At 73.2% G+C, this 22,962-nt stretch carries 25 protein-coding genes; 14 read left to right on the plus strand and 11 right to left on the minus strand.

The window, feature by feature from the left end:
• The first annotated feature begins 153 nt into the window (after positions 1-153).
• The 3 genes from FHX82_RS20975 to FHX82_RS20985 are packed head-to-tail and all read left to right on the plus strand — an operon-like array spanning position 154 to position 2,526.
• Positions 154-1,146: an alpha/beta hydrolase gene (locus FHX82_RS20975; protein WP_183176719.1), complete on the plus strand. Its 993-nt coding sequence runs from the start codon at positions 154-156 to the stop codon at positions 1,144-1,146.
• Positions 1,147-1,192: 46 nt separating this feature from the next.
• A complete protein-coding gene (locus tag FHX82_RS20980) occupies positions 1,193-1,507 on the plus strand; it encodes an ArsR/SmtB family transcription factor (protein ID WP_221216181.1) in 315 nt (104 codons plus the stop codon).
• 20 nt (positions 1,508-1,527) lie between these two features.
• Positions 1,528-2,526, plus strand: coding sequence for an LLM class flavin-dependent oxidoreductase (locus tag FHX82_RS20985; RefSeq protein ID WP_145936542.1), 999 nt, complete (start codon positions 1,528-1,530; stop codon positions 2,524-2,526).
• A 6-nt stretch (positions 2,527-2,532) separates the two neighbouring features.
• Here the strand turns inward: FHX82_RS20985 and FHX82_RS20990 are convergent, their stop codons facing one another.
• The 4 genes from FHX82_RS20990 to FHX82_RS21005 are packed head-to-tail and all read right to left on the minus strand — an operon-like array spanning position 2,533 to position 6,186.
• Positions 2,533-3,684 (minus strand): LLM class flavin-dependent oxidoreductase, encoded by a 1,152-nt coding sequence (locus FHX82_RS20990; RefSeq protein ID WP_145936543.1) that lies wholly within the window; start codon positions 3,682-3,684, stop codon positions 2,533-2,535.
• 3 nt (positions 3,685-3,687) lie between these two features.
• On the minus strand, positions 3,688-4,695 hold the full coding sequence (locus FHX82_RS20995; protein WP_145936544.1) for an ABC transporter substrate-binding protein: 1,008 nt from the start codon (positions 4,693-4,695) through the stop codon (positions 3,688-3,690).
• Positions 4,682-5,380: an ABC transporter ATP-binding protein gene (locus FHX82_RS21000; protein WP_145936545.1), complete on the minus strand. Its 699-nt coding sequence runs from the start codon at positions 5,378-5,380 to the stop codon at positions 4,682-4,684. Before FHX82_RS21000 ends, FHX82_RS20995 begins: the two co-directional genes overlap by 14 nt.
• On the minus strand, positions 5,365-6,186 hold the full coding sequence (locus FHX82_RS21005) for an ABC transporter permease (protein WP_145936546.1): 822 nt from the start codon (positions 6,184-6,186) through the stop codon (positions 5,365-5,367). The genes FHX82_RS21000 and FHX82_RS21005 overlap by 16 nt, the downstream gene beginning before the upstream one ends.
• Positions 6,187-6,670: 484 nt before the next feature.
• Here FHX82_RS21005 and FHX82_RS37780 point away from each other — a divergent pair, with 484 nt between their 5' ends.
• On the plus strand, positions 6,671-7,048 hold the full coding sequence (locus tag FHX82_RS37780; RefSeq protein WP_183176720.1) for an STAS domain-containing protein: 378 nt from the start codon (positions 6,671-6,673) through the stop codon (positions 7,046-7,048).
• Between the two features lie 182 nt (positions 7,049-7,230).
• Here FHX82_RS37780 and FHX82_RS21015 read toward each other — a convergent pair whose 3' ends face one another.
• The 3 genes from FHX82_RS21015 to FHX82_RS21025 form a co-directional block, all read right to left on the minus strand.
• Positions 7,231-8,301, minus strand: a complete 1,071-nt coding sequence (locus FHX82_RS21015) for an isocitrate/isopropylmalate dehydrogenase family protein (RefSeq protein ID WP_145936548.1) — start codon at positions 8,299-8,301, stop codon at positions 7,231-7,233.
• Positions 8,302-8,306: 5 nt separating this feature from the next.
• The gene (locus tag FHX82_RS21020; protein WP_145936549.1) at positions 8,307-8,699 is read right to left on the minus strand and encodes a hypothetical protein; all 393 of its coding nucleotides are present in this window, start codon (positions 8,697-8,699) and stop codon (positions 8,307-8,309) included.
• A gap of 62 nt (positions 8,700-8,761) precedes the next feature.
• Entirely contained in the window at positions 8,762-9,613 is an 852-nt protein-coding gene (locus FHX82_RS21025) for an SGNH/GDSL hydrolase family protein (protein WP_145936550.1), read from the minus strand.
• 133 nt (positions 9,614-9,746) lie between these two features.
• Here FHX82_RS21025 and FHX82_RS21030 point away from each other — a divergent pair, with 133 nt between their 5' ends.
• Positions 9,747-10,691 (plus strand): alpha/beta hydrolase, encoded by a 945-nt coding sequence (locus FHX82_RS21030; protein WP_145936551.1) that lies wholly within the window; start codon positions 9,747-9,749, stop codon positions 10,689-10,691.
• Between the two features lie 9 nt (positions 10,692-10,700).
• Positions 10,701-11,300 carry a TetR/AcrR family transcriptional regulator gene (locus tag FHX82_RS21035; RefSeq protein WP_145936552.1) on the plus strand — a complete coding sequence of 200 codons (600 nt, stop codon included), beginning with the start codon at positions 10,701-10,703 and terminating at the stop codon, positions 11,298-11,300.
• Here FHX82_RS21035 and FHX82_RS21040 read toward each other — a convergent pair.
• On the minus strand, positions 11,254-12,255 hold the full coding sequence (locus FHX82_RS21040; protein WP_145936553.1) for an SDR family NAD(P)-dependent oxidoreductase: 1,002 nt from the start codon (positions 12,253-12,255) through the stop codon (positions 11,254-11,256). The two genes, FHX82_RS21035 and FHX82_RS21040, sit on opposite strands and share 47 nt — an antisense overlap.
• A gap of 57 nt (positions 12,256-12,312) precedes the next feature.
• On the opposite strand from FHX82_RS21040, the gene FHX82_RS21045 reads away from it, so the two are divergent.
• The gene (locus FHX82_RS21045; protein WP_145936554.1) at positions 12,313-12,654 is read left to right on the plus strand and encodes a hypothetical protein; all 342 of its coding nucleotides are present in this window, start codon (positions 12,313-12,315) and stop codon (positions 12,652-12,654) included.
• Here the strand turns inward: FHX82_RS21045 and FHX82_RS21050 are convergent.
• Entirely contained in the window at positions 12,651-13,307 is a 657-nt protein-coding gene (locus FHX82_RS21050) for a dienelactone hydrolase family protein (protein WP_145936555.1), read from the minus strand. The two genes, FHX82_RS21045 and FHX82_RS21050, sit on opposite strands and share 4 nt — an antisense overlap.
• Before the next feature lie 171 nt (positions 13,308-13,478).
• Between FHX82_RS21050 and FHX82_RS21055 the strand changes: the two genes are divergently transcribed.
• The 4 genes from FHX82_RS21055 (at position 13,479) to FHX82_RS21070 (ending at position 16,774) form a co-directional block, all read left to right on the plus strand.
• A complete protein-coding gene (locus FHX82_RS21055) occupies positions 13,479-14,033 on the plus strand; it encodes a DUF1453 domain-containing protein (protein WP_145936556.1) in 555 nt (184 codons plus the stop codon).
• A gap of 10 nt (positions 14,034-14,043) precedes the next feature.
• Positions 14,044-15,159: a sensor histidine kinase gene (locus tag FHX82_RS21060; protein WP_229880663.1), complete on the plus strand. Its 1,116-nt coding sequence runs from the start codon at positions 14,044-14,046 to the stop codon at positions 15,157-15,159.
• Positions 15,160-15,291: 132 nt separating this feature from the next.
• Positions 15,292-15,573, plus strand: coding sequence for a response regulator transcription factor (locus FHX82_RS21065; RefSeq protein WP_229880665.1), 282 nt, complete (start codon positions 15,292-15,294; stop codon positions 15,571-15,573).
• 157 nt (positions 15,574-15,730) lie between these two features.
• Positions 15,731-16,774 carry an FAD-dependent oxidoreductase gene (locus FHX82_RS21070; RefSeq protein ID WP_183176721.1) on the plus strand — a complete coding sequence of 348 codons (1,044 nt, stop codon included), beginning with the start codon at positions 15,731-15,733 and terminating at the stop codon, positions 16,772-16,774.
• Here the strand turns inward: FHX82_RS21070 and FHX82_RS21075 are convergent.
• Together FHX82_RS21075 and FHX82_RS21080 are read right to left on the minus strand one after the other, a co-directional pair.
• On the minus strand, positions 16,771-17,346 hold the full coding sequence (locus FHX82_RS21075) for a TetR/AcrR family transcriptional regulator (protein ID WP_229880668.1): 576 nt from the start codon (positions 17,344-17,346) through the stop codon (positions 16,771-16,773). The two genes, FHX82_RS21070 and FHX82_RS21075, sit on opposite strands and share 4 nt — an antisense overlap.
• Entirely contained in the window at positions 17,343-18,107 is a 765-nt protein-coding gene (locus tag FHX82_RS21080; protein ID WP_145936559.1) for an SDR family NAD(P)-dependent oxidoreductase, read from the minus strand. Before FHX82_RS21080 ends, FHX82_RS21075 begins: the two co-directional genes overlap by 4 nt.
• A gap of 145 nt (positions 18,108-18,252) precedes the next feature.
• On the opposite strand from FHX82_RS21080, the gene FHX82_RS21085 reads away from it, so the two are divergent.
• Genes FHX82_RS21085 through FHX82_RS21095 form a run of 3 tightly spaced genes read left to right on the plus strand, consistent with a single transcriptional unit; the run spans position 18,253 to position 22,953 of the window.
• Positions 18,253-19,188: a 5-dehydro-4-deoxyglucarate dehydratase gene (locus tag FHX82_RS21085; protein ID WP_145936560.1), complete on the plus strand. Its 936-nt coding sequence runs from the start codon at positions 18,253-18,255 to the stop codon at positions 19,186-19,188.
• Between the two features lie 19 nt (positions 19,189-19,207).
• Positions 19,208-21,511 carry a polysaccharide lyase 8 family protein gene (locus FHX82_RS21090; protein ID WP_145936561.1) on the plus strand — a complete coding sequence of 768 codons (2,304 nt, stop codon included), beginning with the start codon at positions 19,208-19,210 and terminating at the stop codon, positions 21,509-21,511.
• 53 nt (positions 21,512-21,564) lie between these two features.
• Complete coding sequence (locus FHX82_RS21095) at positions 21,565-22,953, plus strand: sugar porter family MFS transporter (protein WP_183176722.1); 1,389 nt, start codon at positions 21,565-21,567, stop codon at positions 22,951-22,953.
• Positions 22,954-22,962 lie beyond the last annotated feature (9 nt).

Below are 22,962 nucleotides of genomic sequence, written 5' to 3' on the forward strand. Positions count from 1 at the left end.
TCTGCTCGGTAAACGTCTCGCGCGGAAGAATATTTCCCGCGAGAAGAAGCGGTGGTCGCGGGGGTCGCCGGCGGGCGAGCGGGCACTGAACGTGGACCGTGGCAGGGTGGGACGAGGATGATCCCGACCCCACTCGCGCCGAGGAGACGCCCGATGACGAGCACCGATACCCCGGTGGGACCGCCGCCGCCGTTCGACCCGGAGCTGGCCGCCGCACTGGTCACGGTGCAGGAGCAGCGCGGCCCGCAGGTCCTCGACGTCGAGTCCCTGCCCGCGGTCCGCGCCGCGCGGGCGCAGGACTACCTGACGGTCGAGGAGCTGACCCTCGGCGGCCGGTACGCCGTGGCGGAGCGGGCGGTGCCGGGGCTCGCGGGCGCGCCGGACGTGCCGCTGCTGGTCTGCCGTCCCACCGGGGTCGCGGCCCCGGCGGGCGCGCTGTACGTGATCCACGGCGGCGGCATGATCCTGGGCAGCTACCGCAGCCGCGAGATCGGCGCGGTGCTCGCCGACGTCGAGGAGCTGGGCCTGGTGCTGGTGGCGGTCGACTACCGCCTCGCGCCGGAGAACCCGTTCCCCGCCGGGCTGAACGACTGCTACGCGGGTCTGCTGTGGACGGTCGAGCACGCCGGTGAGCTCGGCTTCGATCCCGCGCGGGTGGTCGTCGCCGGAGGCAGCGCGGGCGGCGGGCTCGCGGCGGGAGTCGCGTTGCGGGCCCGCGACGAGGGTGGCCCGGCGCTGCTCGGGCAGCTGCTGCAGTACCCGATGCTCGACGACCGCAACGACACCTGCTCGGCGCGGCAGATGGCGGGCCTCGGCGTGTGGGACCGGACGGCGAACGAGTTCGGCTGGACAGCCCTGCTCGGCGCCGCCCGCGGCGGCCCGGACGTCTCGCCGTACGCGGCACCCGCGCGGGCCACGGACCTGTCCGGCCTGCCCCCGGCGTACCTCGACGCGGGCTCGGCGGAAACCTTCCGCGACGAGGACGTGGCCTACGCGACGCGCCTCTGGCAAGCCGGCGGGGAGGCGGAGCTGCACGTGTGGCCGGGCGGCTTCCACGGCTTCGACCTGCTGGCCCCGCAGGCCACCCTCTCGCGGATCGCGCGCGAGCAGCGGGTGTCCTGGCTGCGGCGGCTGTTCGCCCGGTGAGCAGGGTCATGGTGCCCGGACGCGGCGACGGGGAGTAATTTCGTCATTGAGCGAAATACCGAAGGAAGGCGCGCACGTGCTCGACGAGTGCAAGGCACTGGCGAACGAGACCCGGTTGCGCATCCTGGAGTGGCTCAAGGACCCGGAGGCGAACTTCCCGGAGTGCACGCCCGGGCTCGGCGTGTGCGTGGGGCTCATCCAGCGGAAGGCGGGCACCTCGGCGTCGACGATGTCGGCGCACCTGGCGGTCCTGCACCGCGCCGGGTTCCTGCACGCGACCCGCCGCGGCCAGTGGACGTACTACCGGCGCGACGACGAGCGCATCCGGGCCTTCACCGAACGACTTCACAGCGTCCTGTAGCGCACGAAAGGCAGCCGCACATGCCCACCGCACTGTCCGTCCTCGACCTCGCCCCGATCGCCCCCGGCCAGACCGCGCGCGAGAGCTTCGCCGGCAGCGTCGCGCTCGCGCAGGCCGCGGAGCGCGCCGGCTACCGGCGCGTCTGGTACGCCGAGCACCACAACATGTCCTCGATCGCCTCCAGCGCGACCAGCGTGCTGATCGGGCACATCGCCGAGCACACCGAGACCATCCGGCTCGGCTCGGGCGGGATCATGCTGCCCAACCACTCGCCGCTGGTGATCGCGGAGCAGTTCGGCACGCTCGGTTCGCTGTTCCCCGGCCGCATCGACCTCGGGCTCGGCCGCGCGCCGGGCAGCGACCAGAACACCACCCGGGCGCTGCGCCGCGACCCGATGTCGGCCGACTCGTTCCCGCAGGACGTGCTGGAGCTGCAGGGTTTCCTCACCGGGCACTCGCGCGTGTCCGGCGTGCAGGCGGTGCCGCGGCCGGAAGGCGAGGTCCCGCTGTACATCCTGGGCTCGTCGCTGTTCGGCGCGCAGCTCGCCGCGCAGCTCGGCCTGCCCTACGCGTTCGCGTCGCACTTCGCGCCCGACGCGCTGCACCAGGCGGTTTCGGTGTACCGGGAGTACTTCCAGCCGTCCGAGCAGCTCGCCGAGCCGTACGTGATCGCGGGCGTGAACGTGTTCGCGGCCGAGGACACCGACGAGGCCGAGGAGCAGCGGAACGTCGCCTACCGCAACCGCACGCGCAACTTCATCGCCCGCGGCGGCCGCTCGCTGACCGACGCCGAGGTGGACGCCTTCCTCGCCTCGCCGGGCGGCAGCCAGCTCGCCTCGATGACGAAGTACACCGCCTCGGGCACGCCGGAGCAGGTGCGCGCGTACCTGGCGGACTTCGCCGCGGACGCCCAGGCGGACGAGCTGATCACCGTCCACCAGGCGACGCGGATCGAGGACCGGGTGCGCTCGGTGGAGCTGACCGCGGCCGCGATGGCCGCGGAGCCCGCCCAGCGCTGAGGCGCCTCACTGGGCTGCGACTGTCCTTTCCGGACGGAGCTGTGCCGTCGGCGTGCCGCCCAGCAGGCCGCGGCGCGCCAGCTCCGGCCGGACGCCCTCGCCGAACCAGTACGCCTCCTCCAGGTGCGGGTAGCCGGACAGCACGAACTCCTCGAAGCCCAGCGCGTGGTACTCCTCGATGAGGTCGGCGACCTCGGCGTGGCTGCCCACGAGCGCCGTGCCCGCGCCGCCGCGCACCAGGCCGATCCCGGCCCACAGCCCGGGGTGGATCTCCAGTCCGCGCACGCCCTTCGCGAGCCCGCCGCCGTGCAGCGCCACCATCCGCCGCTGCCCGACGGACTCGCTCGCGCCCAGCTGACGCTGCGCCTGCTCGACCTGCTCGGGGCTCAGCGCGTCCAGCAGCCTGCCCGCCTCCGCCCACGCCTCCTCGGAGGTGTCGCGTGAGATCGTGTGCAGCCGGATGCCGAACCGCACCTTCCTGCCCTGCGCGGCGGCCAGCTCCCGCACCCGCGCGATCTTGTCCGCCGCCTGCGCGGGCGGCTCGCCCCACGTCAGGTACACGTCGGCGTGCCGCGCGGCCACCGGCAAGGCGGCCGGGGACGAGCCGCCGAAGTACACCTGCGGCAGCGGATCCGGCGGGGCGAGCAGTGTCGCGCCCTCGACCCGCAGGTGGTCGCCGTCGAAGTCGAACGGCTGCCCGCTCCACACGCCCCGCAGGATCGACAGGAACTCGTCGGTGCGCGCGTAGCGCTGGTCGTGGTCGTGCCAGTCGCCGAACCGGCGCTGCTCCACGGAGTCGCCGCCGGTCACGATGTTGAGCAGCAGCCGGCCGCCGGAGATCCGCTGGTAGCTCGCGGCCATCTGCGCGGCGAGCGTCGGAGACAGCACGCCGGGCCGGAACGCGACGAGGTACTTGAGCTTCCGGGTCTCGCGCAGCAGCGCCGCGGTGACCAGCCACGCGTCCTCGCACCACGTGCCGGTGGGCGTCAGCACGCCCTCGAAGCCGAGCGACTCGGCGGCGCGCGCGACCTGCGCGAGGTAGTCGATGTCCGGCTCCCGCTGGGCGGCCGGGCCGAGGGACTTGTTGGCGTGGAAGCGTTCCACGATCGTCCGGCTGTCGCCGGAGGTGGGCAGGAACCAGTGCGGCGTGACGGTCATCGGTCATCCCCTCGCGGCGGCGAGATCGGCGGCGTACCGGCGGTCGACGAACTTCGCGAAGTCGACCTTGCCCGGCAGCACCTTGTCGTTGGTGAAGGCGTCGGACAGTTCCTGCTCGGACGCCACGACGGTGTCGTCCAGTTCGACCGGCAGGTCCGGTCCCTTGCTCGTGGCGGCACGGGCGACGTCGGGCGCGAGCCCGGTGTCCGCGGCCCACGCCTGCGCCCACTGATCGCGATGCGCGTCCGACCAGCGCTCGGCCTTGGCGATCCGGACGACGTAGTCCCGGATCGCGGCGTTCTTGCCCGCGTCCGACAGCGCCGCGCGCCCGGCGACCTGGAAGCTGTAGCCGTTCGCGGTGCCGGTGCCGTCGGCCAGCACGCGGGCGTGCGCTTCGAGCTGCGCCTGCGAGGTGTACGGGTCCCACACCGCCCACGCGTCGATGCGGTGCTGGGTGAAGGCGCCGTAGGCGTCGGCGGGCTGCAGGAAAGACAGCTTGACGTCCTTTGTGGACATTCCGGCCCTACGCAGGGTCAGCAGGATCTGCCCGTGCGCGGAACTGCCCTTGGCGACCCCGATGGTCTTGCCGCGCAGGTCGGCCACGGTCTTGAGCGGCGAGTCGGCGGGTACCAGCACGGTGTCGCTCACGACGTTGCCCTTCGCCGCGCTGACGACCGAGATCTGGCCGTCGGCGGCGGCGGAGAAGATCGGGGGAGTGTTGCCGACGCCGCCGATGTCGATCGCGCCCGCGGAGGCCGCCTCCAGCAGCGGCGGGCCGGACGTGAAGGTGGCCCACTCGATCTTGTACGGCAGGTCGTCCAGCAGTCCCGCGGCCTTCAGCAGGGTCTGCGAGTTGCCCTTCTGGTCGCCCACCTTCAGCGTCACCTTCGCGAGGTCGGCGGCGCTGACGGGCGGCGGCACGGTCGCCGGGCCCTGCGCGGCGGTGGTGCCGCCGCACGCGGCGAGGCCCAGCGTGAGCAGCAGGGCGGCGAACAGGTTACGCGAGCGCATGATCGGTCACTCCCAGGGCGGCGAGCACGTCGGCCCGCACGTCGAGGTGGTCGCCCAGCTTGCGCGGGCGGGGGTGGTCGAGGGTGTGCTCGGCGAGGATCCGGCCGTCGCCGAGCACCAGCACGCGGTCGGCCAGCAGCAGGGCCTCGTCGACGTCGTGGGTCACCAGCAGGATGCCGGGCCGGTGCTCCTGCCACAGGTCCTCGACCAGCCGCTGCATCGCCAGCCGGGTCAGCGCGTCGAGCGCGCCGAACGGCTCGTCGAGCAGCAGGAGGTCCGGTTCCCGCACGAGAGCCCTGGCCAGCGAGACGCGCTGGGCCTCGCCGCCGGACAGCGTGCGGGGCCAGGCGTCGGCGTGCGTGGCGAGCCGGACCTCGCCGAGCGCGCGTTCGGCCAGTTCGCGGTCGCGGCCTCGCCCGGGCAGGCCGAGCACGACGTTGCGCCACACCCGCCGCCACGGCAGCAACCGGGGCTGCTGGAACGCGATCGACACCGCGCCCTCGACGGTCACCTCGCCCTCGACGTCCGGGTCGAGCCCGGCCAGGATCCGCAGCAGCGTGGACTTCCCCGAACCGCTGCGGCCGAGCAGGGCCACGAACTCGCCGCGCGCGATCTCCAGGTCCACTTCGGACAGTACGGTGCGCGGGCCGAACCGCTTGGTCAGGCCCTTTATCCGTGCCGCCACCGCAGTGCCCTCCGTTCGACGAGGCGGACCAGTGCGTCGGTGGCCAGGCCCAGCACCGCGTAGACGACGAGCCCGACCACGATCACGTCGGTGCGCAGGAAGTCGCGCGCGTTGGTGATGAGGTAGCCCAGCCCGGCGTCGGCGTTCACCGTCTCGCCGACGATCAGCGCGAGCCACGCGACGCCGAGGGACTGGCGCAGGCCGACGAGCGCCTGCGGGACGGCCGAGGGCAGCTGGACGTGCAGGAGCCGTTCGCCGCGGGTGTAGCCGAGCGCCTTCGCCGCCTCCACGAGGTCGGGGTCGACGCCGCGCAGCGCCGAGAAGATGTTGAGGTACAAGGGAAAGAGCACGCCGAGCGCGACGAGCAGGATCTTCGGTTCTTCACCGATGCCGAACCACAGGATGAACAGCGGGATCAGCCCGAGGAACGGCAGCGTGCGCAGCATCTGCACGGGCGGGTCGATCAGGACCCCGGCCCACGCCGACAGCCCGGCGGCGACGCCCAGCACCAGCGCGACGGCGGCGCCGATCGCGAACCCGGCGGCCACCCGGCCCAGTGACACCACGAAAGCGTCACCCAGTTCGCCCGAGCGGGCGGTCTCGATGCCCGCCTGCAGTACGGTCCACGGCGAGCTCAGCTTGTCCGCCGGCAGCAGCCCCGTCGAGCTCGCCACCTGCCACAACCCCAGCAGCGCCAACGGGCTGAGCCAGCGGCGCAGGTCGGGCAGGCGGCGTTTCCGGGGCGGTGGTGGTCCTTCGGCGGTTTCCTCCGGGCGTGCGAGCACGCCGGTGGCGGTCAGTGACACGGATTTCTCCCCACTGGAGCCGGAAGTGCGTGGGGGCCATGGAACCGTCCACGGCGCCGGAGCGTCAACGCGTCCCGCACTGTGGAAGCCCGGTTCGGGTGACGAGACCGGGTGACCGGGGGACGGGCGGATACTGACTGTCATGCGGTCACACAGGGTGCCGGGGTGCGTTCGTGCCGGATCTGCTGCGGGCACTGAAGACACAAAACCTTGCGGCGCAAGGGTTTTCTACCTTACGGGGGTTCCCCGGCTGCGAAACAGGTTCACGATGAACGGGCGGTGGCGAGCAGGTTCCGCAGTGGCTTGCGGATCGGTGGCTTCCGGTGATCCTCTGTGGACGGATTTCCCCCGGTGGGGGCATGGCCGCGGGGCGGTGCCGGTGCGAGGCTGTAACGGCGGCGGTGCCCAGAGCCGCCGCGAAGCCGAGAGGCGGTGTCCGCCGGCCGGGGTTCCGGGCGGCGGCGTTCCCGACAGGAGGCGCGTGGTGGCCGGAGAGAGTGCACGGGTGGCCGCCCCCGGTCCGCGGCTGCGGGTCCGGGTGGAGTGGCCGTTGCCCGCGGTGGTGGTCGTCCGCGTCGAGGGGGAGGTCGACCTGCTGACCGGCCCGCAGCTGTGGTCGGCGCTGCGGGAGCAGGCCGCGTCCCGGCCGGAGGTGCTGGTGCTCGACCTGGCGGACGTGTGGTTCTTCGGCGCGCGCGGCCTCGAGCTGCTGCTGTCGGCCCAGGCGCTGCTGGCCCACGGCGACGGCGTGCTGCGGCTGGCGAGCCCGTCTCATGCCGTGATGCGCACGCTGGGGGTGCTGGGGATGGCGGCCGGGTTCGAGACCTGCGTGCGGGCCCTGGCGCCGGTGGTCGAGCGCTAGGCCCGCGGTCGCTGGTGGGTGTGGGGAGAGTCCGTCCGCGGGCGCGGCCCCGCGATCGCACGTGCCCGGGAACGCCTCTGCTGTCCCGGCACATGTGCGACGGTTTCCACCGGCCTCAGCAAAACCGCGGACGCTATCCGCAGCAAAACGGATCATCGCGGCTGATGAGGCAGCCGAACCCGTCAGCCCACCGCGTCGACCACCGCGTCCGCGAAGGCGCGCGTGCCCGCCGTCCCGCCCAGGTCCGCCGTCGCGGTACCCGTCCGCAACGTGTCCGCCACCGCCGCCTCCATCCGCCGCGCGGCGGCCGTCAGCTGGGGGTTCGAGTGACGGGTGGCGAGCCAGTCCAGGAGCATCGCGCACGACAGGATCATCGCCGCCGGGTTGGCGGTGTCCTGGCCCGCGATGTCGGGCGCCGAGCCGTGGGTGGCCTGGGCCATGGCGCGGTCCGCGGACGCGTTGACCGACGGGGCGATGCCCAGCGAGCCCGCGATCTCGGCCGTCAGATCGGACAGGATGTCGCCGAACATGTTCTCCGTGACGAGCACGTCGAACTCCGGCGCCCGCCGCAGCAGGTGGACCGTCATGGCGTCGATGTGCTCGTCGTCCACCGCCACGTCCGGGTACTCCCGCGCCACCTCGCGGCACACCTGGAGAAACAACCCGCTGGTCAGCCGCAGCACGTTCGCCTTGTGCACCACCGTCACGCGGCCACGCCGCCCCCGCGCGAGCCGGAACGCTTCGTGCGCGATGCGTTCCACCGCGGCCCGCGTGATGATGCCGTGGGCGATCGCGACGTCCGGCGTCGGCATGAACTCACCCGCGCCCGCGAACGTGTTCCGGTCGGCGTAGAAACCCTCGGTGTTCTCCCGCACCACCACGAGATCCGTGCCCGGCAGGAGCGCACGCGCCCCGTCGAACGCCTTCGCCGGCCGGATATTCGCGAACAACCCGAAGTGCTTGCGGATCGTGCCGCTCGGGTTCAGCCGGGACCGGTGCGGCTCGGGATAACCGGCGTTGTCGTGCGGCCCCAGCACCCACGCCTCCAGCCCGGAAAGCGCTTTCACCGTGGCGTCCGGCAGGGGAGAACCGGCACTCTCGATCGCCGAGCGGCCCACCGGCAGCGGCACCCACTCGACGGGCGGCATCCCGGCGGCCGCGACCGCCGCGTCCACCACCCGCACCGCGGCGGGCACGATCTCCGGGCCGATCCCGTCGCCTTCGAGGACGCCGAGCCGCAAGGAAACACTCATCCGCGTCAGAACTCGTCCGACCGGGTCAGCTCGTGTTCGAGCGCGTCCGCCCGCGCGACCACCGACCGGAGCGGGCGCCCGAACTCCTCCTCCAGGTGCAGCGACGCCAGCGGCACGGTGTGCTTGATCAGCGCGACGCCGTCCACCACGGCCGCGCCGCCGACCGGTGACGCGCCCGCCAGCTCCAGCAGCCGCCGCAGGTCGAGCTTGTCGGCCCAGCCCACCGGCGACGAGATCTCCGCGCACGGCGCGCCGTCGGCGTCCGGCAGGTAGTGCACCGCGACCTGCTGCGTCCGGCCGCCGTCGGTGCCGACGCGGAACCGCAGCCAGTCGTTCGCGTCCTCCAGTACCTCGTACCGGACTCGCACGTAGTTGATCACGTCGGCCCAGACCGTCACCTTCGCCGCCTTTCGCCTGCCGGTAGCGGCGCCAGCTTAACCGCACCGGCAGGCGGGCCGCGTCAGCCGAGGCCGAGGACCGCGATCGTGCGGGCGGCCATCTGCGCCTCGCCGAGCGCGTTCGGGTGCACGACGACCGGGTTGGTGCCCTGCAGCACCGGCTCGATCCAGCGGACCCCCGCCGCCTGGCACGCGTCGTGCCCGTTCGACGCGCTGCTGAAGTCCACATAGGTCACGCCGGTCGCGGCGGCGGCGCGGCGGATCGCGTCGTTCAGCGTCGCCTGGATGCCCCGCAGGTACGGCACGTCACCGGTGGCGACGGGCATCTTGTCGAAGCAGCCGCCCGTCGCGGGCAGGATCCACGGGTAGCCGAGGATGCCGACCTCCGCGTGCGGCGCCTTGGCCCGCACCGCCTGCAGCGCGCTCACCAGTGACGGGTAGGTCTTGGTGCGGATGGTGTCCTCGAAGGACGAGCCGTACAGGTCGTGGCACGGGCTGCCCTGCCCGAGCGACGCGATCCCGGCGACCCCGCACGCGAGGATCGCGCTGATGAACACGCCGCTGTCGTTGCCGCCGATCGTCATCGTGGTCACGTCGGTGTCCGCGCTCAGCGCGTCGACCTGCGGCGGCACACCGGGGTACTGCGAGGTGGTGAAGTGCCGCGTCTCCGCGGCGCCGCACGTCACGTCGGTGAGGTGCGCACCGGTCGCCTTGGCGATGTCGTGGGGGTAGTTGAGGGACGAACGCAGGCACAGCGGCGGGGCGGTGGGGTCGGGCGGCAGGACACCGGAGGCGGCGCTGTAGGAGTCGCCGAGGGCGACGTAGTCCAGCGGGGTGGCGGCCTGGGCGGGCACGGCGGCGAACGTGGCGGCGGCGGTGGCCGCGGCGAGGGCGGCGGACAGGCGGCGTGGCATGGCTTCTCCCGGCTTCGACGACGGTGATCCAATTACTACTCGTGAGTAGGTAGCTAGATGGTCGAGCACGGGGAGGTGCGCCGTCAACACTGTTGACCTACCGTGGTCGCGGCGCGGAAAGGAGGCCGGACGGATGGCCGAGCTGAGTCGGGTGTTGCGGGTACTGGGCAGGGTGCAGGGGGCGGTGTCCATCACGCGGATGGACGCGGCGCGGATCGCCCGCGCGCAGCAGCAGAGGATGCCGCACAACGTCCTCACCGATCTGCTGTTCGGCGGGCTCGCGAAGGGCGTGACGGTCTTCGACGGCACCGCCGCGGGCGCGGAAAGTCCCTTGGACGTGCGGGTTTACCGGCCCGTGGGCGTGCGCGCCGGTGCGCCGCTGGTGGTGAACTTCCACGGCGGCGGCTGGGTCCTCGGGGGGCTGGACCAGGGCGACTGGCTGTGCAGCCACGTCGCCGCGGGAACGGGCGCGGTCGTGGTGTCGGTGGGTTACCGGCTCGCCCCGTCGCATCCGTGGCCCGCCGCGGCCGAGGACTGCTACGCCGCCTTGGCCGACCTCGCGAAGCGGGCCGCGGAGTTCGGCGCGGACGCCGGCCGGGTGGCGGTGATGGGCGACAGCGCGGGCGGCAACCTCGCCGCCGTCGTGGCGTTGATGGCGCGCGACCGGTCCGGCCCGCCGCTCGCGTACCAGGCACTGATCTATCCCGCGACCGACCTGACGCTGTCCAGCCCGTCGGTGGCGGAGAACGCGCACGCGCCCGTCCTCACGCGGGAGGAGTGCGTCGCCTACCGCGACCACTACCTGCAGGGGCAGGACCCGAAGCAGCCCTACATCTCGCCCCTGTTCGCCGACGACCTGGCCGGGTTGCCGCCGGCGCTCGTCCAGGTGGCCGAGCACGACCCGATCCGCGACGACGGCCTGCGCTACGCCGACGCGTTGCGGAAAGCGGGAGTCGAGGCGCGCACCACCACGTACGTCGGGATGCCGCACGGCTACTTCGCGTTCCCGCGGCTCTGCCGCAGCGCGCCGCAGGCGCTGGCGGAGCTGTGCGCCGAGCTGACCGCGGCGCTCCATTAGCATCGCGGGATGGCCAGGCAGCGGTCCGGGACGGCGACCCGGGAAGCCATCCGGACGGCCGCGGCCCGGCTGTTCCGGGCGCACGGCTTCGCGGGCACGTCGGTCCGCGACATCGCCGCGCGCGCCCAGGCCGACCCGGCGCTGGTGATCCGGCACTTCGGCACCAAGGAACTGCTGTTCCTCGACACCATGCACCTGACGATGGACGACGAGCCGCTGCTCGACGTCCCGCTGGAGTCGCTGGGGCGGCGGTTCGTCGAGGTGCTGCTCGACTCCGGCGACGACACCCGCGACGTGTACCTCGCGCTGCTGCGCGGCAGCGGCCAGCCGCAGATCGGCGGACGGCTGCAGGACACGCATGAAACCGCGTTCGTGGCGCCGCTGCGTGCCCGGCTGGCCGGGCCGGGCGCGGACACGCGGGCCCGGCTCGCCGGGGCGCTGATCGGCGGGCTGCTCTACGCGCTGTGGGTGGTCGGCGACGAGCAGCTCGCCGCGGCCGGGCGCGAGGAGATCGTCAGCCGGTACGGTGACCTGCTGCAGCAGCTGCTCACGCCGGACGCCGCTACTGCACCGACCAGCCCCCGTCCGACGGCAGCACCGCCCCGTTGACGTTGACGCCGTCGTCGCTGAGCAGGAACGTGATCGACGCGGCGAGCTGGGGCGCGGTGGCGATCGGCGGGATGAGCGCCAGGAACCCGGCGGTGCGGTCGCGGCCGAACTGCGACATCTCGCCGCCCGCGCCCATTCCCGTCGCCACCCCGCCCGGGGCGACGGCGTTGACGCGGATGCCCGACGGGCCGTACATGAACGCCGCGCTGCGCGTGATCCCGACGACCGCGTGCTTCGACGCGGTGTAGGCGACCCCCGAGGTCGAGCCGCGCAACGCGGCCTCCGACGCGACGTTGACGATCGAGCCCCGCCCGGCGGCGAGCATCGCGGGCAGGACGGCGCGGGTGAGCCGGAACGGCCCGTCGACATTGACGGCGAAGACGCGCTGCCACATCGCGTCCGACACCTCGTGCAGGGGGCTGAAGTCGTCGGCGATGCCCGCGACGTTGGCCAGGCCGTCGATGCGCGGCCCGGCGGCCGCGACGACGCGCTCGATGTCTCCGGGTTCCGTGAGATCCGCGGCGACGGTTTCGACGTCCCGCAGTTCCTCCAGCCGGTCCCGGGCGATGTCGACGGCGATCACCCGCCCGCCCTCGCGCGCGACGCGGGAGGCCGTCGCCCGGCCGATGCCCGACGCCGCGCCGGTGACGATCACCGTGCGGCCCTCGAACCGCCCGGGCACGACGCGCTCCTGCCAGCCGGTGGTCTCCTGCGCCGCGTCGGGCACGACGCCGTCGTTCGCGCGGGCGACGAGGTCGTCGACCACGTCCTGCGGCAGCGCGCCCTGGCTGAGCTCGACCAGCTGGCTCAGCGGGAGCTGCCGGACCGGGGCGAGCACGCGCTCGTCGAAACCGCTCTGCCCCAGCAGGTCCCGCAGCAGCGGACCGCCTTCCGGGTGGGCCAGCCAGTCGCCGACCGGAGCCTGCGCGGTGAGGGGTTTCGGGTCGTCCGCCATGGCGTCTCCTCGTAGTCAACTAAGTTGACGAAGGAGCGTAGCCGTTAAGGTGGAGCCATGCCGGACGAGATCCTCATGTCGATCGCCACCACGCTCGCCACCAAGGCCGCGACGGGCCTGTACGACCTGGTGAAGAGCAGGTTCGGCAAGGACCGCGAGGCGGTGGCCGAGCTGGAGGCGGCGGATCCGGAGCGCCCGGAGACGGTGCGCGCGCTGGCGGAACGGCTCGCCACGGTGGAGCAGGCGGACGCGGCGTTCGCGGACGAGCTGCGCGGCGAGTGGCAGCGCGTGGAGGGCGGCCGCCAGACCGCGACGGGCGGTGTGAACAACCAGGTGACCGGCACGGTGCACGGCAAGGTCCTGCAGGCGGGCGACATCCACGGGGACATCAGCTTCTAGTCGCGCGGCTGCTGACCCCGCAGTGCCGCCGTGGTGCCCACGGTGCGGGCGAACCAGTCCGTGGCCAGGTGCGCCACCTGGTCGAGTGCGCCCGGTTCCTCGAACAGGTGACCCGCGCCGGCGACGATCTCCAGTCTGCTGTTGGCGGGCAGCAGCCGCATCGCCTGGCGGTTGAGGTCCACCACCGTCTCGTCCCGCTCGCCCGCGATGAGCAGCGTCGGGGCCTGCACGCGGGTGAGCGCGCCGCCCGCGAGGTCCGGCCGTCCGCCGCGCGACACCACCGCCCGCACGGCCGCGGGCCGCTCGGCCGCGGCGAGGAGCGCGACGCCCGCGCCGGTGCTGGCGCCGAAGAAACCCACGCCGCTGCCGGCGGTCGCGGGCTGGGCGGCGAGCCAGTCGACGACGGCCGTGAGCCGCCCGGCGAGCACCGGGACGGCGGGCTCGTCCTCCCCGGGCGCGAGCAGGTCGAGCAGGACCGTGCCGAGCCCCGCCGCCCGCAGCTGCCCGGCGACGGACCGGTTGCGGGGACTGTTCCGGCCGCTGCCGGAGCCGTGCGCGAACACGACGATCCCGCCGGGCCGCGCCGGAAGCGCGACGTGCGCCGCCAGTCGCAGCCCGCCGAGGGGAATCCGGACCTCCTCGTCGAGGACCATGCTGCCGCTCCTTTCCGAAGCACCCGGGCTACCCGCTCGCGCCGGTGACCATGCGGGCTCCACCGGCGGGTGGAGGGATTTCTCCACCCGGGGATACGGCGCTCGTCCGACGACGAAAGCCCTGCTCAGCCGTAGTTTCGACCCCGTCAACGAGAAACGGGGTGGGAGACCATGAGCGGACCTGTCGAAGTAGTGCTCGTCATCGCGGTGATCGCGTACGTGTTGATCCGGCGCCTGGCCGGAGAGCCCGCCCAGGCCAAGCGGATGCTCGTCATCCCGGCGATCCTGGTGATCGTGGGGTTGAAGGACCTGCACGGCGTCACCGGCGCGGCACTGGCTTACCTCGTGGTGACGGGCCTGGTCACCGTGGTGCTCGGGGCGTTGCGGGGCGCGAGCATCCGGCTCTTCCAGCGCGAGGGCGTCGTCTTCATGCGGTACACGGCGGTGACCCTGGGACTGTGGGTGCTCAACATCGCGGTCAAGTTCGGGTCGAGCTTCCTGATGCACGTCCTCGACCCCGCTGCCGCCACCGCGGCGGGCAACACGCTGATGCTGAGCCTCGGTCTCGGCGTACTGGTCGAGGGCCTGGTCGTGCTGGCCAAGGCCGTGCGGGGCGAGGGCCGGATCCTGTGGGAGAAGGGCCGCGACGGCGGGCCGCACCGGAGCGCGCAGTGGCTCGACGACCTGCAGCGGCGGTACTCCGGCCGCGGCCCGCTCGATCGTTAGGGTGAGGTCCGTGGACGACGGGCGCCGCGTCGCCCGGTACACCGACGAGCTGCTGCGCCCGTTCGGGTTCGCGGTCCTCGTCGCGGTGACCGCCGTCCAGTTCGCCACCCGGCCGGTCACCGCCCCGGCCCTGTCGGTCCCGCTGTTCGCCGCCGTCTCGCTGCTGACGCTCGGTGGGCTGCTGCCGTGGACCCGCCTGCCGGCCGGCGGGCGGGTCGCGCTCGCGGCGGCCTTCGCCGTGCTCACCGCGGTCCTGCTCCCGCTGGCGCAGGCGACGCTCGCTCCGGCGTTCGCGTTCGTGGCGACCGCGGTGGCCGGGGAGAAGCTCGGCCGCCGGGCCGCCGGGTTCGTCGCCGCCGCGGGAGCCGTCGCCACGGCCGTCGCGGTGTGGGCGGCCGGGGAGCTGCACCCGACCGCCGACGACTGGCCGTGGTGGCTCGCCCTCACCGTCGCGGCTCCGGTGTTCGCCGGGATCGCGCGCCGCGACCGGCAGGCGGCCGTCCTCAACGCCCGGCGCGCGCTGCGCTCGGAGGCACGGGAGGCGGCGCTGCGTGAACGCGCCCGCATCGCCCGGGAGATCCACGACGTGCTGGGCCACTCGCTGTCCGGCATCGCGCTGCAGCTCGACATGGCCGACGCGCTGCACGGCAAGGGTCGTGACGACGAGGCGAACCAGGCCACCCGCCGCGCCCGGGCACTGGCCGTCTCCAGCATCACCGAGACCCGGCGCGCGATCGAGGCCCTGCGCGCGGACGCCCTTCCGCTGGACCGCGGCCTGCGGTTGCTGGCGGAGGGCGAGGATGTGCCGTTCGAGATCAGCGGGGACCCGGCGCCGGTGCCGACCGAAACCGCGCACGCGCTGCTGCGTGCCGCGCAGGAGGCGCTCACCAACGCCGCCAAGCACGCGCCCGGCGCGGAACGGTCGATGGCGCTGGCCTTTCCCGCGGGCGCCGTGACGCTGACGGTCCGGAACGGCCCGCGGGCCGGGGAAGCGGATCCGCAGGTCGCGGCGGGCGGAGGCATGGGGCTGGTGGGGATGCGGGAGCGGATCGCGTTGCTCGGCGGGAGCCTGCGGGCCGGACCCGCGGCGGGTGGCTGGCGCGTGGAAGTGGAGGTGCCGAGGTGACGCTGTCCCTCGTCGTCGTGGATGACCAGGCGTCGGTGCGGGAGGCGCTCGCGGTGATGCTCGACCTGGCCGACGACCTCACCGTGGTCGCCGCCGCGACCAACGGGCAGGAGGCCGTCGACGCCCGCCGTCGTGCTGGCGCCCGAGGTGCAACGGCGGCTCATCACGCTCGCTACCCGCCGCGCCCGCCCGGTGGCGGCTTTCGCGCTGACCGCCCGCGAACAGGAGATCCTCGGGCTGATCGGCGAGGGGCTGCGCAACGCGGAGATCGCCCGGCGGCTGGTGATCAGCGAGGCGACGGTCAAGACCCACCTCAACAACCTGTTCGCCAAGGCGGGTTTCCACTCCCGCGCCGAGGCCGTCCGGTACGCGCTGAGCACCGCCACCCCCGGCGGTTACCGGCGCGGGGACTGAACCCGCCGCGGCGCTGGGCACGGCGCTCGTCGTGCTGACGGTGGCCGCCCTGCGGCGTTGGCTCATGATGTGGACCGTTTGATTTTCCCCGCGTTCCGGGTGCATGCTGTCGGGACGCGGAAAACGCTGTGTCCACAGTGGAAAGAAGGTGCGGGCGGTGAGCGGGCGCGAGGCCGACGTCGTCGTGGTGGGGGCCGGCGGCACGGGCTCGGCCGCGGCATGGCAGCTCGCGGCCCGCGGGGTGGACGTGCTCGTGCTCGAAGCGCGCCCGGCCGACGAGCCGTGCCGCGCCGCCGAGGTCTTCCGCGTCGCCGGGGCCGAGCTGTCGCACAACCACCTCGCGCTGCAGGCGCTGCCGCTGTGGCGGGAGCTGGAGCAGGAGACCTCGACGCGGGTGCTGACGCTGACCGGCGGGGTCGCGCACGGGCACACCGAGGACCTGGACCTCCTGGCGTGGGCCGCGGACGCGGTGGGCAAGCCGGGGCGCTGGCTGCCGCCCGAGGAGGCGGTCGAGCGCTGGCCGGGCCTGCGCTACGCCGGACGTGTGTTCTTCCACCCGCTGGCGGGCCGGATCGACGCCGGGGTCGGCGTGCCCGCCCTGCGCGCGGCGGCGGTGCGCCAGGGAGCCGTCGTGCGGCGGGGTGAGCCGGTGACCGGGATCGAGCCGCGGGGTGACGATCTCGTGGAGGTCCGGACCACCGAACGCGGCTACCGCGCGCGGCGGGTCGTCGTGGCGGCCGGAGCGTCGTCGGCGAACCTCGCGGGCGGGTTCGCCCCGCGGGCGAACGCCGAGCGGACGGTGGATTTCGCGGCGGTGCGGGCGGACCTGGACTGGCCGGTGTTCTTCCACCACCTCGACCGGCCGGAGCTGGCCGCCGGGGGCTATCCGGGCGCGGTGTGCGGCATGGCGGAACCCGGCGCCGGGCTCTCGGTGGGGTTCCTCGCGCCGGGCGCGGGCGACCCGGCGGCCCGGCAGCGGGCCCTGCGCCGGTACGCGCACGAGTGGCTGCCGGGCGCCGACCCGGACACGGCGGCCACGGGGGAGTGCCGGTACGCGGCGTCGGAGTTCGTCGTCGCGCGCAGGGGTCCGGTGGTGGTGGGGTCCGGTTTCGCGGGGCAGGGGTTCCAGTTCCTGCCCGCCGTGGGCCGGGCGCTGGCGGAGCTCGCGACGACGGGGGACGTGGCCCGGTACACCGGCTAACGGGGTCCACTGTGGACGCTCGTCAGTACGCCGCCCAGCAGGAGGTCGATCAGGCGGGACGCCAGCTTTCGCTGCTGCTCCGCTCCGGCGATCATCGTGATCCCGCCCAGCGCCAGCAGCACGTCGTTCGGCGCGAGGTCCGCGCGCACCGCGCCCGCCGCGGCTCCCGCGTCCAGCAGGGTGCCGATCGCCTGGCGCAGGCGGTCCCGGGTGTGCAGCCGGTCCACTTCGGACAGCAACACCGCCCGCAGGGTGTCCGCCATCCCCTCCTTGGCGGCCATGAAGTCGACGAACCGCTCCATCCACGCCCGCAGCGCGCCGGCCGGCGGGCACTGCCCGAGCAGCTCCGGCGCGGCCGCGCACAACCTGTCCACCTCGTTGCGGTAGACCGCCTCGACCAGCGCCTCGCGGGTCGGGAAGCGCCGGTACAGCGTGCCGATCCCGACCCCCGCCGCACGGGCGATCGCCTTCAGCGACGTCTGCGTGCCCTCCCGAGCGAACGCCGCCGCGGCGACCTCCAGCAGGCGTTCGCGGTTGTCGCGCGCGTCTGCGCGCAGCCTCCGCTCCGTCACCACGTCTGCTCGGCCGCGCGCACGAGGATCTCGTTCACCGCCACGTGCCGCTCCCGCGTCACGATCCAGGCGACCGCGTCGGCGATGTCCCGCGGTCGCAGCCGCTCGATCTCGGTGGTCTGCCGGGCGACCGCGTCACGCAGCTCGTCGCGGATGTGCGACACCAGCTCGGTGTCCACGGTGCCCGGTTCGACCACGCTCACGCGGACCCGGCGCTCCAGCAGCTCCTGCCGCAGCGCCTCGGTGAAGGCGTTCACCCCGAACTTCGTGAGGTTGTAGACCGCGGTGCCCGCCCGCGCGACGCGGCCCGCCGTCGAGCTGATGTTGACGACGTCCGCGACCCGCCGGGGCCCGTCCGCCGCCGCCCGCGTCAGGTGCGGGATCGCCAGCTGCGTGACGTACAGCAGCCCCTCGACGTTCACCCGGATCATTCGTTCCCATTCGCCCTCGGGGGCGTCGGCGACGGGACCGACGAGCATGAGCCCGGCGTTGTTGACCACCGTGTCCAGCCGCCCGAGCCCGGCGACCGTCCGCTCCACCGCTTCGGCCGCCTGCTGCCGGTCGGTGATGTCCGCCGGGACCACCAGCGCCCGGCCACCCGCCGCTTCGATCCCCGCCGCGACCTCCGCCAGCCGCTCGCGGCGGCGGCCCAGCAGCGCCACCGCCGCGCCCTGGCGGGCCAGCTCCTCCGCCGTCGCCGCGCCGATCCCGCTGCTCGCGCCCGTGACCAGTGCCGCCGTGCCGTCCAGTTTCGCTGTCATGACGCCCAGAATACGGTAACCGGACCCGGGTCCGGTTACGTCGGCAGAGGGGACGAATGACCCATTGACTTGTGACGGCGGTCATACTACTTTCCCGAATACGTCCCCATATAGGTACTCATTCAGATATGTGAACGGACTCTAGATGACGCCTCCCGCGCTCGACGGCCTGCTCGCCTTTCCCCTCACCCCGTTCGCCGAGGACCTGTCGCTGAATCTCGACGCGTTCGCCGAGCACGTCGAGAGCCACGTCGCCGCCGGGGCGGGAGCGCTGTTCGTCGCGTGCGGCACCGGGGAGTTCAGTTCACTCGCCCCCGAAGAGCTGGCGGCGCTCCTGCACACCGCGCGCGACGTGGTCGCCGGCCGGGTTCCGGTCTGGGTCGGCGCGGGCGGGGGCGCCGCCTCCGCGCGGGCCGGGGTCGCGGCCGCCGCGGCGGGCGGCGCCGACGGGGTGCTGCTCCTGCCGCCGTACCTGGTGTCCGGGCCGCCGCGCGGGCTCGTCGACCATGTCCGCTACGCCCTCGGCGACACGTCGGTCCCGGTCGTCGTCTACCACCGCTCGCCGGGCGTGTTCACCGCCGCGACCGCGCGGGCGCTGCTCGACCTGCCGTCGGTGGTGGGGCTGAAGGACGGCTACGGCGACGTCGACCTGATGACCCGGATCGTCACCGCCATCCGTGCCACGGACACCGACCGGGCGCGGAACTTCCTGTTCTTCAACGGGTTGCCCACCGCCGAGATGTCGGCGAAGGCGTACGCCGCGATCGGCGTCGCCCGCTACTCCTCCGCCGTGCACTGTTTCGCGCCCCGGATCGCGCACCGGTTCCACCGGGCGCTCACCGAGGGCGACACCGCGGTGATGGACGCGCTGCTGGCGGGGTTCTACCTCCCGTTCGTCGCGTTGCGCGACGAGACCCCCGGGTTCGCGGTCTCGCTCGTCAAGGCGGCCGCACGGCTGCGGGGCGACAAGGTGGGCCCGGTCCGGCCGCCGCTCGGCGAACCGACGCGGGACCAGCTCGACCGGCTGGAGCGCATCGTCGACCACGGTTTCTCCGTGCTGAAAGGCATCGAGGCCGCCTAGACCCGACGGGAGCCTGGTCATGATCAGCCGGAGAACGGTGTTGTGGGGCGCCGCGGCCTCGGCCGCACTGGCGGGCGTCGCTGTCCGCTCCGCAGGAGCGGCCGAGTCGTCCGTCGTCTCTGGGTACCGCGAACTGCAGACGGGCATCAACCGGCCGTCCCCGGAGCGCACGGCCGCACTGGCGAACCTCGGGCGCGTCGCGAAGTCCTACTACGACACCATGAACGTGAGCGGCGACGGACCATTGTGGACGGACCTGCCGTTCGGCCCCGGCAGCGACTACACCACGTCGATGTACGGGAGGCTGCGCGCGATCGCCGTCGACTGGGGGACACCGGGCGGCACCCTCGGCGGAAACCCCGAGGTGCCGTCGCGGATCACGGCGGCGCTCGAACTGCTGTACGCCAACCAGTACCACGAGAACATCGGCGAGATCGGCAACTGGTACACCTACGAGATCGGCATCCCGTACTACCTGCTGCACACCCTGGTCACCGTCGCCGAACGGCTCGACCCGGCCGACCTCGCGCGCTACGTCCGGCCGGTGCGGCGGTTCGCCGGCGACCCGAACCGGCGCGCGAACAGTCCGTCCACTGTGGAGACCGGCGCGAACCGCGCGGACAAGGCCCTCATTTCCATCGTGTCCGGAGCGCTCGTCGGCGACCCGGCGTGGATCCGCACCGGCATCGACGCGATCACTGACGTCGCGGGCGGGGGAGCGGCGAGCCTGCTGGCCAAGGTGGAGCACGGCGACGGCTTCCACACCGACGGCTCCTTCCTGCAGCACGAGACGATCCCGTATCCCGGGCACTACGGCATCGTGCTGCTCACCGCGCTCGCGGGGGCCCTGCACGTCACCGAGGGCACGGAGTTCGCGTTGCCCGCCGGTCTCAAGGAGCAGGTGTACGCGCTGGTGCCGGACACCTTCGCGCCGTTCGTCGCCGGCGGCGCGCTGATGGAACCCGTGCGCGGCCGGATGCTCTCGCGTCAGGGCGAGACCGGGCACGACATCGGGCACCAGCTCACCGTGGCCACCGCCGTGCTGGCGCGCACGGCGACCGGGCGGGCGCGGGCCCAGCTCGCCGGGCTCGTCGCGAAGTGGATCTCCGAGGGGACGTACGCGCCGTTCTTCGAGATCTCCGACCCCGAGCGGTTCGCGCCGGGGCCGGATCTCGTCGCCGTACCGGGCATCGAGTTCGCCCAGGAGGTGCTGGCCACCGGTGTCCGGCCTGCGGCCACCGTCGCCGAGCACCGGATCTTCGGCCAGCAGGACCGCATGGTGCACACCACGCCGGACTGGTCGGCCTCGCTCGGCGTGGGCTCCACGCGCATCTCGCGCTACGAGTCGATCAACTCCATGAACCTGCACGGCTGGTACACCGGCGACGGCGTGCTGTACACGTTCCTCCCGACGGCACGCGGGCACTACTCCGACGCCTACTGGCCCACCGTCGACCCGCTGCTGCTGCCCGGTACCACGGCGAAGGACGGCGACCCCGGGCCGCTCGGCTCCACTCCGCTGACTCCCCGCGCCCACACCGGTGGCGTCCGCCACGACGAACGGCACGGCGCCTACGCGCTGGACTTCGTCTCGGCCGACGGCACGCTGACCGCGAGGAAGTCCTGGTTCTTCACTCCGGCGGGGATCCTCTGCCTCGGTGCGGGCATCACCGACGGCTCGGGGCAGCGGGTGCGCACGACCATCGAGAACCGCAACGTCGGCGAGGGCGGCGACAACGCTTTGCTGACGGACGGCGCACCGGTCAAGGTCGCGTTAGGACGGTCCACAGTGCTCCGTCCACAGTGGCTGCATCTGGCCGACGTAGGGGGCTACCGCGTGCTCGACGGTGCGAAAGTGACGGCGCTGCGTGAAGACCGGACGGGCACCTGGCGCGACATCGACACCGGCGCGAACACCAAGGGCACCACCGTGCCCTACCCGCGCCGCTACCAGAAGCTGGTCCTCGACCACGGCGTCCGCCCGTCCGGCGCGAGCTACGCCTACGCCGTGCTGCCCGGCGCGTCCGTGCTCGCGACGGCGGCGTCGGCGTTCGCGTGGCAAGTCCTGGCGAACACCCCGGAGGTGCAGGCGATCCGGCTGCCCGGCGGCACGCTGCTGGCGAACTTCTTCGCCGCGGGCACCGCCGGCGGCGTGCGCGTCTCCGGGCCTGCCTCGGTCGCGCTCGGGCGCGTGCGCGGCGCGTGGCAGCTCGCCGTCGCCGACCCCACCCAGCTGCAGGACACCGTCCGGGTCACCGCGCGCGGGCAGACGGTGGCGGTACCCGTGGCCCTCGGCGCGACCAGCGTGGTCCGGCCGCGGTAGCAACTCCCCATCCCTTCGACCCCATCGGGAACCAGGAAAGAGGCGACTCGGCAATGACGCGGACAGCGCCACCACGGCGGACCATCAACAGGACCACGTTGTACTTCTTCGGCGCGCTCGGGGGCATCCTGTTCGGCTACGACCTCGGGGTCATCTCCGGCGCGCTGCCGTTCATCACCAAGGTGTGGTCGCTGACCAGCTGGGACAAGGGCATCATCACCGCGAGCATCTCCGTCGGCGCGGTGCTCGGTGCGATCTTCTCGCCGCGCACCAACGAGATCATCGGCAGGCGGCGCACCATCATGGCGGCCGCCGTGGTCGTGGTGCTCGGCACGCTCGCGGCGACGTTCTCGCCGACGTTCACGCTGCTGGTGATCTCGCGGCTGATCATCGGCATCGGCATCGGGTTCTCGTCCTCCACCGTGCCCACCTACCTCTCGGAGCTGGCACCCGCGAGGCTGCGGGGCGCGATGGGCGCGCTCAACCAGATCTTCATCGTGCTCGGCATCCTCATCGCGTTCCTGGTGAGCTACTGGCTCGGCTCGGCGGCGAACTGGCGCGCGATGTTCGCCGGCGCCGTCATCCCGGCGGTGGTCCTGTTCTTCGGTTTGATCGCGCTGCCGGAGACCCCGCGGTGGCTGCTGAAGAACGGCCGCGAGGACGAGGCGCGTTCGGTGCTGGTCAGCTCGCACGGCGGTAGCTCCGACATCGACGGGGAGCTCGCGAAGATCCGCGAGGTCGTCCGGCTCGACACCGAGGAGAAGGGGCGCATCCGCGACCTGTGGGCGCCGTGGGTGCGCCCGATGCTGATCGTGGCCGTGCTGCTCGCGGTCGGGCAGCAGTTCTGCGGCGTCAACGCGGTCAACGCGTACTTCCCGACCATGCTGATCGGCCTCGGCTTCGCCACCCAGGCCGCCCTGCTGTCCGGCGTGCTGCTGGGGATCACGAAGTTCCTGTTCACCGCGTGGGTCGTGTTCGTCGTCGACCGCTGGGGCCGCAAGCCGCTGCTGCTGATCGGCAACGTGATCATGGTGGTGACGCTCGTCGGCGCCGGACTGACGGTGCTCAACGTCAAGGACACCGGCACCCTCGGCGTGCTGATGCTGGTGATGATGATCCTGTACCTGGTGGGCTACGAGCTCGGCTGGGGCGCGGTCGTGTGGGTGATGATGGCCGAGGTGTTCCCGCTGCGCGAGCGGGCGGCGGGCATGGGCGTCGGCAGCGTCGTGCTGTGGGCGGCGACCGGCATCGTGACCGCGGTGTTCCCGCTGATGTCCGACGCGAAGGCACTGGGCATCGGTGGCTCGATGTTCGTGTTCGCGGCCGTGAACGTGGTGCTGTTCGGCCTGACGAAGTGGCTCGTGCCGGAGACCAAGGGCCGCAGCCTGGAGCAGATCGAGCTCGACCTGCGGGCCCGCACCCCGTTGCGCGCCAAGGTGTGAGCCCCCGCG

The organism is Amycolatopsis bartoniae (genome assembly GCF_014191255.1).
Lineage (GTDB): Bacteria > Actinomycetota > Actinomycetes > Mycobacteriales > Pseudonocardiaceae > Amycolatopsis_E > Amycolatopsis_E bartoniae.

Bases quoted from the DNA above. Each gene is read 5' to 3' on its own strand.
- FHX82_RS20975 (WP_183176719.1), top strand. From the start codon at position 154: ATGACGAGCACCGATACCCCGGTGGGACCGCCGCCGCCGTTCGACCCG.
- FHX82_RS20985 (WP_145936542.1), top strand. From the start codon at position 1,528: ATGCCCACCGCACTGTCCGTCCTCGACCTCGCCCCGATCGCCCCCGGC.
- FHX82_RS20990 (WP_145936543.1), bottom strand. From the start codon at position 3,684: ATGACCGTCACGCCGCACTGGTTCCTGCCCACCTCCGGCGACAGCCGG.
- FHX82_RS20995 (WP_145936544.1), bottom strand. From the start codon at position 4,695: ATGCGCTCGCGTAACCTGTTCGCCGCCCTGCTGCTCACGCTGGGCCTC.
- FHX82_RS21015 (WP_145936548.1), bottom strand. From the start codon at position 8,301: ATGAGTGTTTCCTTGCGGCTCGGCGTCCTCGAAGGCGACGGGATCGGC.
- FHX82_RS21025 (WP_145936550.1), bottom strand. From the start codon at position 9,613: ATGCCACGCCGCCTGTCCGCCGCCCTCGCCGCGGCCACCGCCGCCGCC.
- FHX82_RS21030 (WP_145936551.1), top strand. From the start codon at position 9,747: ATGGCCGAGCTGAGTCGGGTGTTGCGGGTACTGGGCAGGGTGCAGGGG.
- FHX82_RS21035 (WP_145936552.1), top strand. From the start codon at position 10,701: ATGGCCAGGCAGCGGTCCGGGACGGCGACCCGGGAAGCCATCCGGACG.
- FHX82_RS21040 (WP_145936553.1), bottom strand. From the start codon at position 12,255: ATGGCGGACGACCCGAAACCCCTCACCGCGCAGGCTCCGGTCGGCGAC.
- FHX82_RS21045 (WP_145936554.1), top strand. From the start codon at position 12,313: ATGCCGGACGAGATCCTCATGTCGATCGCCACCACGCTCGCCACCAAG.
- FHX82_RS21050 (WP_145936555.1), bottom strand. From the start codon at position 13,307: ATGGTCCTCGACGAGGAGGTCCGGATTCCCCTCGGCGGGCTGCGACTG.
- FHX82_RS21055 (WP_145936556.1), top strand. From the start codon at position 13,479: ATGAGCGGACCTGTCGAAGTAGTGCTCGTCATCGCGGTGATCGCGTAC.
- FHX82_RS21080 (WP_145936559.1), bottom strand. From the start codon at position 18,107: ATGACAGCGAAACTGGACGGCACGGCGGCACTGGTCACGGGCGCGAGC.
- FHX82_RS21085 (WP_145936560.1), top strand. From the start codon at position 18,253: ATGACGCCTCCCGCGCTCGACGGCCTGCTCGCCTTTCCCCTCACCCCG.
- FHX82_RS21090 (WP_145936561.1), top strand. From the start codon at position 19,208: ATGATCAGCCGGAGAACGGTGTTGTGGGGCGCCGCGGCCTCGGCCGCA.
- FHX82_RS21095 (WP_183176722.1), top strand. From the start codon at position 21,565: ATGACGCGGACAGCGCCACCACGGCGGACCATCAACAGGACCACGTTG.